Source organism: Microbacterium sp. NPDC080005 (genome assembly GCF_040702445.1).
Taxonomy (GTDB): Bacteria; Actinomycetota; Actinomycetes; order Actinomycetales; family Microbacteriaceae; genus Microbacterium; species Microbacterium oleivorans_D.
In genome coordinates this window covers 431153-443280 of sequence record NZ_JBFBLD010000001.1, presented here as the reverse complement: position 1 = coordinate 443280, position 12128 = coordinate 431153, and the positions used below count along the sequence as shown (strand labels likewise).

The window sequence follows — 12128 nt, the reverse complement described above, 5'->3', positions numbered from 1 at the left end:
TCCCAAGACGTCAGGACCCCGCATCGGCGCGGATGAGGTCGACGGCGCGCTCCGCGACGGCCATCACCGTCCCCACCGGATTCAGGGCGGTGACGGTCGGGAACACGGATGCATCCACGACGCGCAGACCCTGCACGCCCCGCACCTTGAGCTCACTGTCCACGACGGCGAATGCGTCGTCGTCGGCCCCCATCCGGCAGGTGCACGAGACGTGGTACACCGTCTGGTGCGTGGCGCGAAGGACGGCTGACAGATCCTCGTCGGTCTGGACGCCCGGGCCGGGGAACACCTCGCGGACCACGTGCGAGGCGAACGGTTCCTGCAGCGCGACCTGGCGTGCCCGACGGACGCCGGCGACCAGCATCCGTTCGTCCCGCCCCTCAGGGTCGGTGAACGCGCGGTAGTCGATCTGAGGAGCGGCGTCGGCGTCGGCGGACGTGATCCACACCCGGCCGCGACTGCGCGGCTTCGCGACGTTCGGCGCGAACGACACGTTGTTCTCCGGAATCACCGCACCGTGATTCTCGGCGTGGACCGTCCACGATTCGAGCGGGATGTGTGTCGAGACATCCGGAACAATGCTGTCGGCATCGACGCGGAAGACGTAGCCGGCGTCCCACCCCGTTGCGCACACGTCGCTGCGCTCCCCCGTCGCCTCCCACACGATCAGACCCTCCGCATGGTCCTGCAGGTTCTCACCGACACCGGGGAGATCGACCGCGACGGCGACGCCCGCCTCGGCGAGCACCTGCGAGGGCCCGATCCCCGAGCGCATGAGGAGCGCGGGCGAATCGATCGCGCCGCAGCTGACGATGACCTCTCGCCTGGCCGAGACGACCCCGTCCTCCACCCGGACGCCGACGGCGCGCCCGTCGTCGAGAACGACGGCGTCGACCGTGGTGTCGAGCATGAGCGTGAGGTTCGGGCGCTCGACACCGTGCAGGTAGGCGCGGGAGGTGGATGAGCGCAGGTTGGTCGCCGGGTCGTACCCGATCTCGAAGAACCCGGCACCCTCGGTGAACTCGGTGTCGTTCCACGATTCCCGCCGCGTGAGCCCGAGAGCGGATGCCGCTGCCTCGACCGCGTCCGCGATGTACGGGTTGCGATCCTGGACGGCAACCGGACCGATCGGTCCGACGACGCGGTCGAACGCGCGCGAGACCGTGTCGTAGTCCCACCCCTCGTTGCCGAGCGCCGCCCACTCGTCGAGGTCGCCGCGCAGGGGTCGCCAGGTGATCATCGTGTTCGCCGTGGAGCATCCCCCGAGGATGCGGAGTCTGGCCTGACGGATGCCGGAGTTGCCGCGTTCCTGCGGAACGCTGCGGTAGTCCCGGTCGTACTCCCCCTCCAGCATCTCCGCCCAGCGGCGGATGGAACCCGCGCGCTCCTCGTGCTCGTCGCTCGGACCCGCTTCGATCAGGCACACCGACACGTCGGGGTCTTCGCTCAGCCGGGCGGCGACGATGCACCCCGCCGTCCCGCCTCCGACCACGACGTAGTCGAAGGCATCAGCCATGGTGGATGAGGCCGAGGATGTCGCTGTAGTACCGGTGGAACTCGGGGCTGCCGATGATCTCGGGGTCGCGCGGACGCGGCAGGTCGATCGTGAACTCGGCTCGGACCTTGCCCGGCCGAGGGGTCATCGCGACGACGCGGTCGGAGAGGAAGACGGCTTCCTCGATGTCGTGCGTGATGAGCATGACCGTCATCCGGTTGCGTTCCCAGACGGTCGTCAGCAGCTCCTGCATGGTGCGACGAGTGAGCGCGTCGAGGGCACCGAACGGCTCGTCCATGAGGAGGACCTCGGGACCGTACGCGAGGGAGCGCGCCAGCGCGACGCGCTGCTGCATGCCGCCCGAGAGCTGTGCGGGATAGGAGTCCTCGAAGCCCGACAGTCCGACCTGAGCGAGAACGTCCCGTGCACGGTCCACGCGCTGACGGCGCGTCATGCCGGGCTCGCCGCGCAGGGCGAAGACGACGTTGTCGATGGCGCTCAGCCAGGGCAGGAGCGTCGCGGACTGGAAGACGACGCCGCGGTCGCGCCCGGGCCCCTGGATGGGGGTGCCCTGGATGGATGCCTCGCCGGCTGTCGGCGACTCGAGCCCGGCGATGATCGACAGGAGCGTGCTCTTGCCGCAGCCGGAGGCACCCACGACTGAGACGAACTCCTGATCGCCGAGGGTCAGCGAGACCTCACTGAGGGCGTGGACGTCACCGAAACGCTTGTCGACGGCGTCGATGCGGACCTTGGGTGTGAGGACGGCGGTCGCGGACATCAGGAGCGTCCCTTCAGGTAGCGGAAGAAGCGGCGGCCGAGCGCGCGCATGATCTGGTCGAACACGAGGCCGAGCAGGCCGAGCACGATGACGTAGCCGATGATGAGGTCGGTCTCGAGGAAGCGCTGCGCCTGCGTGATGCGGTAGCCCATTCCGGACGTGGCGGCGACGAGTTCGGCCACCACCAGCCAGGTCCACGCCCACCCGAGGCTGATGCGCAGGGCATCCCAGATGCGCGGCAGAGCGGACGGCAGCACGATGCGCAGCAGGATCTGGCCGCGGCTGAGGCCGAGCGTCGCCCCCAGGTTGCGGTAGGACACCGGGACCCGGCGGACGGCGTCCGCGAACAGCAGCACCTGCTGGAAGAACGTGCCGAGGAAGATGATGAGGAACTTCTGCGCGTCATCGGTCCCGACCCACAGGATCGTGAGCGGCACGAAGGCGACCACCGGCATGTAGCGAATGAAGTCGACGATGGGTTCGACCGCTGCCTCGACGCGCACCAGCGCGCCGCACAGAAGGCCGAGCGGGATCGCGAGGACGGTGCTGGCGAGGAAGCCCACCATCACCCGGTACGTGCTCACGCCGATGTCGGACCAGAGCTCGCCGTTCGCCGCCTGCTCTCCGAGCTTCTGCACGACGGCGATCGGCGAGGGCAGGAACAGCGGGTTGACCAGTTCCGACACCGTGATCGCGGTCCACACGGCGACCAGGGCCACGAAGCCGATGACCGCGGTGATGAGGTACTGCCGACGCGTCAGCGGCGCGCCGACCACGGGCCGGGCGGCGCCCGCCGCGCGCGACCGGCGCGCGACGGGAGCCGTCGGAGGGGTGATGGTCATAGGAGTGACCTCCGGGGTCGAGGTGAGGGTCACGGGGCGTTCTCGACGAACTCCGTGTCGATGAGCGCGGCGAGGTCCGCACCGCCCTCGAGCAGGCCGATCTGCGTGGCGACCTCTTCGACGGCGGGCAGGACCGACTCCGCGTAGTCGCCGCCGAAGCGCTCCTTGTTGTCGGCGAGCGAGTAGAACTCGACACCGTCGAACGCGGTGGCGAGCGCGTCGACATCGCTGCCGACGTTCTCCGCGATGATGGAGCGAGCCTCATCGGTGTCGGAGTTGTAGAAGTCGACGGCCGGGCCCCAGGCGTTCACGACCTTCTGGACGGCCTCGGGGTTCTCCTCCAGGTAGCCGTTGTCGACGATCAGCACGTCGCTGATCAGTCCGGTCTTCTCGGCGGCGGTGAAGATCTTCTCGAAATCGCCGGCCTGGCTGGCCTCCGAGATGTAGGGCTCATACGTGACGGCGACGGGGACGCTGCCACCGATGAGGGCGGTCGCGGCTTCGGAAGGGTCCATCGGGACCGGCGTGATGTCGTCGAGGCTGAGCCCCGCCTCCTCCAGCGCGTACCCGAGCAGGAGGTTGCTGACCGAGCCCTCCTCGAAGGCGACGTTCTTGCCCTTGAGGTCGGCGACATCGGTGATGCTGCCGTCGGTCAGGATGGCGTCGGCGGTGAGCGACGCGTCCAGCAGCAGGACGATCGAGATGTCGAGCCCCTGCTCTTTGAGCTGCAGGGCGGTGTGGCTCGCCACGTTGGCGACCTGGATCCGGTCCGACGCGAAGGCGGCGCTCATGTCGGCGTCGTTCATGAAGTTGGTGATGGTCACGTCGACGGACTCGTCAGCGAAGTAGCCCTTCTCGTCGGCGATGTACCAGGGACCGTAACCGAGCCAGGGCTGGATGCCCATGCCGACGGTGTCGGTGCCGCCGGCCGAGCCGGCGGTCGCGCCGGTGGAGGCGCAGGCGGTGAATGCGAAGGCGGATGCGGCGGCGATCCCGACCGCGGCGGCCGTATGGGGGAAGCGGGTGGAGCGGAACATGCGTGTCCTTCCAGGAACAGGTGTCGGGCGGGTTCGTCCAGGATCGGCACCGCGGCGGGAGGTCTGCAAATAGCGGAGATCGTGACGGTACATCAAAAAATGTGATGCAACTAGCCGGCAATATCGGCGTTACAAATGCGAAACGCGGACCCCGGACAGTGAGGGCCTCCCCCGATCGAGAGGACAGCATGTCCACGACGCTCTACACCAACGGCCTGCTCTACCTCGGCGATGGTCGGAGTGAGCCCGGCCACCTCCTCGTCGACGACGACCGGATCGCCGCCGTCCTCCCCGCCGCCGCACCTGCGCCCGCCGCCGATCAGGTCGTCGATCTTCGGGGCGGCACGCTGCTTCCCGGCTTTCAGGACGCGCACGTGCATCCCGTTCTCGCGGGGCTGCAACTCATCGGCGTCGATCTCACGCCGGCGCATTCACGGGAGGGATACCTCCGGATCGTGGCCGAGTTCGACGACGCACATCCGGATGCCGCGGTGCTGCGCGGCGGAGGGTGGTTCGGCGACGTCTTCCCGGGCGGCTTCCCCTCGGCATCCGATCTCGATGAGGTCGTTGCGGACCGACCCGTCGTCCTCTACAGCCACGACGCGCACGGCGTCTGGGTCAACAGCGCGGCGCTTCGCGCCGCGGGCATCGACGCCGCGACCGTGGATCCCGCGGGCGGGCGCATCTTCCGTGACGAGACCGGACATCCGACCGGAATGCTCGTCGAAGCCGCCGTCGGACTCATCGTCGACCTGCTGCCGGAACCCGATGCGGACACCCTGGTCGCCGCGCTCCTCGCGGCACAGGGTCGACTGCATTCGATGGGTGTCACCGCCTGGCAGGACGCCGCGGTCGGCGCATCCGACATCGGACCGGACGCCCTGCCCGCCTACGAGCGCACGGCTGCAGACGGGCGGTTGACGGCGCGGGTGGTCGCCGCCCTCTGGTGGGACAGGGCGCGCGGCCTCGGCCAGATCGACGACCTCCTCGCGATCCGCGACCGACTGGCGGCGGTGGGCCGCATCGACGGTGGCACGGTGAAGGTGATGGTGGACGGGATGGTCGAGAACCGGACGGCCGCCATGCTCGAGCCCTTCGACGGCTTTGGCGACGATCGAGGCGTGACCTTCATCGCGCAGGGGGACCTCGACGCCCTGAGCGTGGCTCTCGATGCCGCGGGCTTCCAGATCCACTATCACGCGGTGGGCGACGGCGCCGTCCGGAGCTGTCTCGACGCCGTCGAGGCGATCCACGCGCACCGGGGCGCCACACCGAACCGCCATCACATCGCTCACCTCGACGTCGTGGACGACGCCGACGTCCCGAGGTTCGCGGCCTTGGACGTGTCGGCGAACGTGACGGCGCTGTGGGCGCGGACCGACGAGGAGATCGTGACGCGGAAGCTCCCCCTGCTCGGTCCCGAGCGCGCTCGCAGGCACTTCCCCTTCGCCTCCATCGCGGCAGCCGGCGGCCGCATCGTCGGCGGGAGCGACTGGCCGGTGACGGACCCGAACCCGCTGTGGTCGGTGCGCACGGCGGTGACCCGGACGGGCGTCCCGGAGGACCCGCACGCGATCGGCACCGACGTGCTCGCCGTCCCGCTGCTCGCCGAGCAGGCGTTGCCCCTGTCGACCGCGCTCGACGCCTACCTGTCGCAGGCGGCATGGATCAACCGACTCGAACAGACGACGGGAGCGCTCCGCGAGGGGATGCTCGCAGACCTCGTCTGGATCGATCGAGATGTGAGGGACGTGACAGGACTGGGCGCCGCGCGCGTGCTCCGGACGGTCGTCGGCGGGCAGGTCGTCTACGAGGCGGATTGAGTCTCCGCGCCCAGCACGCGCGCGACGGCGCTCCGGGCCTCCGCCGCGAAAAGTTCGGCCTTGCGCGTGAGCCGGGTCGATGACGCCCGCCGCGCCAGGACGATGTCCAGCGGCGTGGTCGGTTCGACGATCGCCAGCCGATGGAGCTCGCCGCCGGAGTACGTGTAGCCGAGCTTCGGCTGCTGATTCAGCAGGGTGAACCCGTGTCCGCTGGCGACCATCGCACGCACCCCCTCGAAGTTGGCGAACCGGTAACGGACCGAGGGCCGCAGGCCGTTGTCGGTGAATGCCTGCAAGAAGTAGTCGCGACTGACCGGGAGATCGAGCAGGACCATCGGCTCGTCGACCAGGTCGGCGAGCCGGACTCGGTCGCGCGAAGCGAGCGGGTGCTCCGCGCCGACGGCGGCGTAGAGCGGGACGGAGGCGAGGACCTCCCGGTCGATGTCCCCGTCGAGGCCGAGGTCGTAGCTCAGCGCGACCTCGATCGACTGGTCGTGCAGCGCGTCGTTGACGCCGTCGGCGAGCAGCTCGGTGACGTCGAGCTGCAGCTCGGGATGGCTGTCTTCGAGAGCACTCACGATGTCGGGCAGGTAGAACGGCGCGAGGGTGCGGAAGCACCCGACGCTCACGCGACCCGAGGTGTTCTCGGGACGCAGAGCGTGCACGGCGTCGTCGACCGCCGCGAGGATCCCGCGACTGCGCTGCAGGAGGTCGATCCCCTGCGCGGTGAGCTGCAAGCCCTTCGCGCGGCGGCGGATGAGCAGTTGGGTTCCGAGAGCCTTCTCGAGGTTGGCGATCGACGTCGAGATGGCCGACTGAGCGACGAAGAGCTCTTCCGCGGCCCAGGTCATGCTGCCGTGCTCGGCCGCCGCGACGAAATAGCGCAACTGGGCGAGCGAGATGTCCGGGCGGGAGGTGGGTCGCATGGGCTCACATTTCCGATGTGTTTCAGAGATATTGCTATGGAGTCTGCATCTGCATTTTAGATGCAAAAGCGCGTGATCCGGTATTTGCGCGCACGCCGATGGCTTTCCGAGACTCGGGGAGGACTTCACCCCCGATCGAAAGCATCCGCACCATGGCGTTAACCCCCCAGTCGACCACCGCCCCCGTTCCGCGCGACGTGGAGGTGATCGTCGTCGGCGCAGGTCAGGCCGGCGTCGCGATGAGCGAGCACCTGTCGCGCGCCGGCATCCGTCACCTCGTCCTCGAGCGCGGACGCATCGCGGAGCGCTGGCGGTCTGAGCGCTGGGACTCGCTGGTCGCGAACGGTCCGGCCTGGCACGACCGGTTCCCCGGCATGGCCTTCGACGATGTCGACCCCGACGGCTTCGCGACGAAGGAGCAGGTCGCGCGGTACATGACCGACTACGCCGAGCGGTTCGGCGCGCCGGTGCGGTGCGGCGTCGAGGTTCGGCGCGTCCACCGACTCGACGGTGCGCGGGGCTTCGAGGTCGACACGACGGACGGTGTCTACCGAGCCGACTACGTGGTGGCGGCCACGGGAGCGTTCCAGACCCCCGTCATCCCCTCGCTCATCCCCGCGGAAGACGACATCGTCCAGCTGCACTCGTCGCAGTACCGCAACCCCGCGCAGCTGCCTGCGGGCGGCGTCCTCGTCGTCGGGGCCGGCAGCTCGGGCGTGCAGATCGCCGCCGAGCTGCAGCGGTCGGGCCGGGATGTGCACCTGGCGGTCGGTCCGCACGACCGGCCGCCGCGCAGCTACCGCGGCCGCGACTTCGTGTGGTGGCTGGGCGTGCTGGACAAGTGGGATGCCGCGACACCCCCGCGCGGCGCCGAACACGTCACGATCGCCGTGAGCGGCGCGGATGGGGGTCACACGGTGGACTTCCGTCGGCTCGCTGCGGAGGGGGTCACGCTCGTCGGCCGGGCGAACGGATACCGGAACGGGGTGGTGGAGTTCGGTGACGACCTGGCGCGCAACATTGCGGCCGGCGATGCGAACTACCTCGACCTGCTCGACGAGGCGGACGCGTACGTCGAGCGCCACGGCCTGGACCTCCCCGAGGAGCCGGAAGCGCGCGAGTTCGGTCCGGAACCGGCCTGCGTGACCGCGCCGCTCCGCGAGCTCGACCTCGCCGCCGCCGGAGTGAACACCGTGATCTGGGCGACCGGATTCACATCGGACTACAGCTGGCTCCCGGCGGGCGCTCTCGACGCCACAGGCCGCCCCGCCCACCGGCGCGGTGTCTCGGCGGAGGCCGGGATCTACTTCCTCGGCCTGCCGTGGCAGTCCCGTCGCGGTTCGAGCTTCATCTGGGGCGTGTGGCACGACGCGAAGCATGTCGCCGACCACATCGGCATCCAACGGATGTACGCCGCATACCGCCCGACCACCGAGTCGGCATCCTCCGCACGTGAGAAGGAGACAGTCCGATGACCGCGCACACCCGCATCCGCCCCTTCAACACGAAGGTCACGTATCCGGAGCAGTCGCTCGACAACGACCTGTGCCAGGCGGTCGTCGCCGGCGGCGTCGTCTACCTCCGGGGCCAGATCGGGCAGGACCTCGAGACTCGGGAGAGCGTCGGTGTCGGCGACGTCGAAGCTCAGGCCGAGAAGGCGATGGCGAACATCGACATGCTGCTGCGCGAGGCGGGATCCCGACTCGAGGACGTCGTGAAGGTCGTCGTCTATCTCACCGACATCCGGTACCGCGAGCCGGTGTACCGCACGATGGGGCGTTGGTTGAAGGGCGTCTATCCGGTGTCGACGGGTCTCGTCGTCGACGCTCTCGCCCGACCGGAGTGGCTCGTCGAGATCGACGCGACCGCGGTCATCAGCGACCCCGCGGACGACACGGAGGTGACGCTGTGACGCTCTCCCTCGTCGCGCATCTCGATGGCGCGTTCGGCATCGTCATCTCCTCCTCGAGCCCCGCCGTCGCCTCCCGGTGCGCACATGTGCGCCCCGGCGTGGGTGCGGTCGCCTCGCAGAACGTCACGAATCCCGCGCTCGGACCGGCGACGCTCGACGCACTGGCCGCGGGCGCCGGGCCGGATGCCGCGATCGCGGCCGCCCTCGCCGCGGACGCCTACGCCGACTACCGGCAGGTCACCGCCGTCGACGCGGCCGGCCGGGTGTCGGTCCACTCGGGGGCGCAGGCCCTCGGCATCCACGGCGCGTCGGTCGGCGACGGATGCGTCGCGGCCGGCAACCTCCTCGCCGGCGCCGACGTGCTCGACGCGATGGTCGCGGGGTTCGCCACGGCATCCGGTCCGCTGGAGGATCGCCTGCTCGCCGCGCTGGAGGCCGCGGTGGCCGCCGGAGGCGAGGCGGGACCGCTCCGGTCAGCGGGTCTCGCCGTGGTCGAGGGAGCGTCGTGGCGCACGACCGACTTGCGCGTCGACGACCACGACCAGCCGATCGTCGAGCTCCGGCGTCTGTGGGAGCTGTGGTCGCCCCAGAAGGCCGACTATCTGACGCGGGCCGTCGCCCCGGCATCCGCTCCGTCGTACGGCGTTCCCGGCGATGAATGACGCTCTCGCGGCACGCGTCGCAGAGACCGTCGCTGCGCGCCACGATGTGATCCTCGGCGTCAGCCACGCCCTGCACGCGGATCCTGAGATCGCGTGGCACGAGCGTCGATCCGTGGGATTGCTGACGAGGACGCTCGCCTCCTTCGGCATGCAGGTCGAGACCGGGGTGGGCGGACTCGACACCGCGTTCGTCGCTCGCGCGGGAACCGGCTCGCAGACGGTCGCCCTCGTGGCGGAGTACGACGCGCTCGCGGGTCTCGGCCACGCCTGCGGGCACAACATCATCGCGGCGGCGGCGGTCGGGGCGGCGGCCGCTCTCACGCCGCTCGCCGACGAGCTCGACGCGACCGTCCAGGTCATCGGGACACCCGCCGAAGAGGGCGGGGGCGGGAAGATCCATCTGCTGGATGCCGGTGTGTTCGACGACGTCGACCTCGCCATGATGATCCACCCCGGGCCCGCCGACGCGCTGTGGGCACGGCCGCTCGCCGTCGCCCACTTCGACGTCGTCTACACCGGCCTCGAATCGCACGCGTCGGCCTACCCGACGCTCGGGATCAACGCCGCCGACGCGTTCACCGTCGCGCAGGTGGCGATCGGCCTGCTGCGTCAGCAGCTTCCGCCCAGCGTGCGGGTCCACGGCATCGTGCGCGAGGCCGGGACCGCACCGAATGCCATCCCCGGCTCCGCGCTCGGCAACTGGTACGTCCGTGCGTCGTCGCTCGAGGAACTCGAGGAGGCGTTCCGCCGCGTGAGCGCCTGCTTCGAAGCCGGGGCGCTCGCGACGGGGTGCGCGCTGCAGATCCGCGAGACGAGTCCGCGCTACTCGGAGTTCCGCAACGACGAGCCGTTGGCACAGGCGTTCGCCGCGCGGGCGGCGACGCTGGGACGGGACATGGATGCCGCCGAGCGGCGCCCGGGCGGCATGAACACCGCGTCCACCGACATGGGAAACGTGTCGCGGCGCATCCGAGCCATCCACCCGTACCTCGGCATCGATTCGGCGCCCGCCGTCAACCATCAGGCGGCCTTCGCCGACGCGACCGTCACCCCGGCGGGCGACCGCGCGGCGCTGGACGGTGCGACACTCATGGCGCAGACGATCGTCGACGCGCTCACCCACCCCGAACAGGAGACTCATGCGCACACACGCTGACTGGACGCGTCTGGCTGCGACGATCACTCCGCGGACTCGGGCGTGGATCGACGGCGCGTTCACCGACGCCGCCGACGGCGCCACGTTCGAGACCGTGAACCCGGCCACGGGAGAGGTGCTCGCTGAGGTCGCCCGTGGCCGCGGACCGGAGATCGACCGAGCCGTCGCCGCCGCACGTGCCTCGTTCGAGTCCGGCATCTGGTCGCAGGCCGCGCCCGGCGAGCGCAAGCGCGTGCTGCTGGCGGTCGCGACTGCGATCCGCGAGGCCGCCGATGAACTGGCGTTGCTCGACACCCTCGACGGGGGCAAGCGCATCGCCGACACCTCGGCGATCGATGCCCCCGGCAGCGCCGCGATCCTGCAGTGGTACGCCGAGGCGATCGACAAGATCTACGGCGAGGTCGCGCCGACGGCGGGAAGCGATCTCGCGGTCGTCACACGCGAACCCGTCGGAGTGGTGGGCGCGGTCGTGCCGTGGAACTACCCCCTCGAGACCGCGATCTGGAAGATCGCCCCGGCACTGGCCGCCGGGAACAGCGTGGTCCTGAAGCCTGCCGAGGACACGCCGCTGTCCGCGCTGCGCCTCGCGGAACTCGCCGCGGCGGCGGGCCTGCCGGACGGGGTGCTCAACGTCGTCCCCGGGTTCGGCCACGAGGCGGGTCAGGCGCTCGGCCTGCACGAGGACGTGGACGTCATCGCGTTCACGGGCTCGACGGCGGTCGGCAAGAAGTTCCTGGAGTACTCGAGCCGGTCCAACGGCAAGGCGGTGTGGCTGGAGTGCGGCGGGAAGAGCGCGAACATCGTCTTCGCGGATGCCGCCGACCTCGACGCGGTCGCCGACTTCGCCGTCGCGGGGATCTTCGCCTGCAGCGGCCAGGTGTGCTCGGCGAATTCGCGCCTCCTCGTCGAACGCTCGATCGCGGCCGAGCTGACCGAGCGGGTCGCCGCACGTGCGCGTGCCCTGACGGTGGGAGATCCGCTCGACCCGGATGCCGGCATGGGGCCGCTCGTGAGCGCTGCGCAGCTCGAGCGCGTCCGCGGCTACGTCGACGCTGCCCGACCGGTGGCACGTCTGGTCGCCGGCGGCGGGGCCGTCGAGCAGAACGGCGGATTCTTCCTCGAGCCGACGGTGTTCGCCGACGTCCCGACGGATGCGACGCTGTGGCGCGAGGAGGTCTTCGGCCCGGTCCTGGCCATCACGCCGTTCGACGACGAAGCCGAGGCGATCCGGTTGGCGAACGACAGCGAGTACGGGCTCGCGGCATCCGTCTTCACCGACAGCATCCACCGGGCGCTGCGCGTCTCCCGGGCGCTGCGGGTCGGCACGGTGTCGGTGAACACCGTCGACGCCCTCGACGTCGCGACTCCCTTCGGCGGGATGAAGCAGTCCGGCTTCGGACGCGACCTGTCCCTCCACGCTTTCGACAACTACACCGCACTGAAGACGACCTGGTTCGCCGGGCGCTGACGCTGAACCGCTGCAGGAGCATGACC

At 70.1% G+C, this 12128-nt stretch carries 11 protein-coding genes; 6 read left to right on the top strand and 5 right to left on the bottom strand.

The genetic code is table 11. The features are described 5' to 3' along the window. Positions 1 to 10: 10 nt before the first annotated feature. Genes AB0259_RS02145 through AB0259_RS02130 form a run of 4 tightly spaced genes read right to left on the bottom strand, consistent with a single transcriptional unit; the run spans position 11 to position 4155 of the window. Positions 11 to 1516: an FAD-dependent oxidoreductase gene (locus AB0259_RS02145; protein WP_366220948.1), complete on the bottom strand. Its 1506-nt coding sequence runs from the start codon at positions 1514 to 1516 to the stop codon at positions 11 to 13. Beyond that, a complete protein-coding gene (locus AB0259_RS02140) occupies positions 1509 to 2276 on the bottom strand; it encodes an ABC transporter ATP-binding protein (protein ID WP_251579588.1) in 768 nt (255 codons plus the stop codon). Before AB0259_RS02140 ends, AB0259_RS02145 begins: the two co-directional genes overlap by 8 nt. Next, positions 2276 to 3118, bottom strand: coding sequence for an ABC transporter permease (locus tag AB0259_RS02135; RefSeq protein WP_366220949.1), 843 nt, complete (start codon positions 3116 to 3118; stop codon positions 2276 to 2278). Before AB0259_RS02135 ends, AB0259_RS02140 begins: the two co-directional genes overlap by 1 nt. A 29-nt stretch (positions 3119 to 3147) precedes the next feature. Then, positions 3148 to 4155, bottom strand: coding sequence for an ABC transporter substrate-binding protein (locus AB0259_RS02130; protein ID WP_366220950.1), 1008 nt, complete (start codon positions 4153 to 4155; stop codon positions 3148 to 3150). A 188-nt stretch (positions 4156 to 4343) separates the two neighbouring features. Between AB0259_RS02130 and AB0259_RS02125 the strand changes: the two genes are divergently transcribed. Continuing rightward, a complete protein-coding gene (locus AB0259_RS02125; protein ID WP_366220951.1) occupies positions 4344 to 5978 on the top strand; it encodes an amidohydrolase in 1635 nt (544 codons plus the stop codon). Here AB0259_RS02125 and AB0259_RS02120 read toward each other — a convergent pair. Next, entirely contained in the window at positions 5963 to 6904 is a 942-nt protein-coding gene (locus AB0259_RS02120) for a LysR family transcriptional regulator (RefSeq protein WP_251579579.1), read from the bottom strand. The two genes, AB0259_RS02125 and AB0259_RS02120, sit on opposite strands and share 16 nt — an antisense overlap. A 152-nt stretch (positions 6905 to 7056) precedes the next feature. Between AB0259_RS02120 and AB0259_RS02115 the strand changes: the two genes are divergently transcribed. From AB0259_RS02115 to AB0259_RS02095, 5 genes are read left to right on the top strand one after another with little or no spacing between them, the layout of a single operon-like run. Continuing rightward, a complete protein-coding gene (locus tag AB0259_RS02115; RefSeq protein WP_366220952.1) occupies positions 7057 to 8379 on the top strand; it encodes an NAD(P)/FAD-dependent oxidoreductase in 1323 nt (440 codons plus the stop codon). Next, positions 8376 to 8816, top strand: a complete 441-nt coding sequence (locus AB0259_RS02110; protein WP_366220953.1) for a RidA family protein — start codon at positions 8376 to 8378, stop codon at positions 8814 to 8816. Before AB0259_RS02115 ends, AB0259_RS02110 begins: the two co-directional genes overlap by 4 nt. Next, positions 8813 to 9478 carry a DUF1028 domain-containing protein gene (locus tag AB0259_RS02105; protein WP_366220954.1) on the top strand — a complete coding sequence of 222 codons (666 nt, stop codon included), beginning with the start codon at positions 8813 to 8815 and terminating at the stop codon, positions 9476 to 9478. Before AB0259_RS02110 ends, AB0259_RS02105 begins: the two co-directional genes overlap by 4 nt. Continuing rightward, positions 9471 to 10634: an amidohydrolase gene (locus tag AB0259_RS02100; protein ID WP_366220955.1), complete on the top strand. Its 1164-nt coding sequence runs from the start codon at positions 9471 to 9473 to the stop codon at positions 10632 to 10634. Before AB0259_RS02105 ends, AB0259_RS02100 begins: the two co-directional genes overlap by 8 nt. After that, positions 10618 to 12102 carry an aldehyde dehydrogenase family protein gene (locus AB0259_RS02095; protein WP_366220956.1) on the top strand — a complete coding sequence of 495 codons (1485 nt, stop codon included), beginning with the start codon at positions 10618 to 10620 and terminating at the stop codon, positions 12100 to 12102. Before AB0259_RS02100 ends, AB0259_RS02095 begins: the two co-directional genes overlap by 17 nt. Positions 12103 to 12128 lie beyond the last annotated feature (26 nt).

Excerpts from the sequence above, each read along its gene's own strand:
- AB0259_RS02100 (WP_366220955.1), top strand. The coding sequence starts at position 9,471 with ATGAATGACGCTCTCGCGGCACGCGTCGCAGAGACCGTCGCTGCGCGC.
- AB0259_RS02115 (WP_366220952.1), top strand. The coding sequence starts at position 7,057 with ATGGCGTTAACCCCCCAGTCGACCACCGCCCCCGTTCCGCGCGACGTG.
- AB0259_RS02140 (WP_251579588.1), bottom strand. The coding sequence starts at position 2,276 with ATGTCCGCGACCGCCGTCCTCACACCCAAGGTCCGCATCGACGCCGTC.
- AB0259_RS02145 (WP_366220948.1), bottom strand. The coding sequence starts at position 1,516 with ATGGCTGATGCCTTCGACTACGTCGTGGTCGGAGGCGGGACGGCGGGG.
- AB0259_RS02095 (WP_366220956.1), top strand. The coding sequence starts at position 10,618 with ATGCGCACACACGCTGACTGGACGCGTCTGGCTGCGACGATCACTCCG.
- AB0259_RS02110 (WP_366220953.1), top strand. The coding sequence starts at position 8,376 with ATGACCGCGCACACCCGCATCCGCCCCTTCAACACGAAGGTCACGTAT.
- AB0259_RS02125 (WP_366220951.1), top strand. The coding sequence starts at position 4,344 with ATGTCCACGACGCTCTACACCAACGGCCTGCTCTACCTCGGCGATGGT.
- AB0259_RS02135 (WP_366220949.1), bottom strand. The coding sequence starts at position 3,118 with ATGACCATCACCCCTCCGACGGCTCCCGTCGCGCGCCGGTCGCGCGCG.
- AB0259_RS02120 (WP_251579579.1), bottom strand. The coding sequence starts at position 6,904 with ATGCGACCCACCTCCCGCCCGGACATCTCGCTCGCCCAGTTGCGCTAT.
- AB0259_RS02130 (WP_366220950.1), bottom strand. The coding sequence starts at position 4,155 with ATGTTCCGCTCCACCCGCTTCCCCCATACGGCCGCCGCGGTCGGGATC.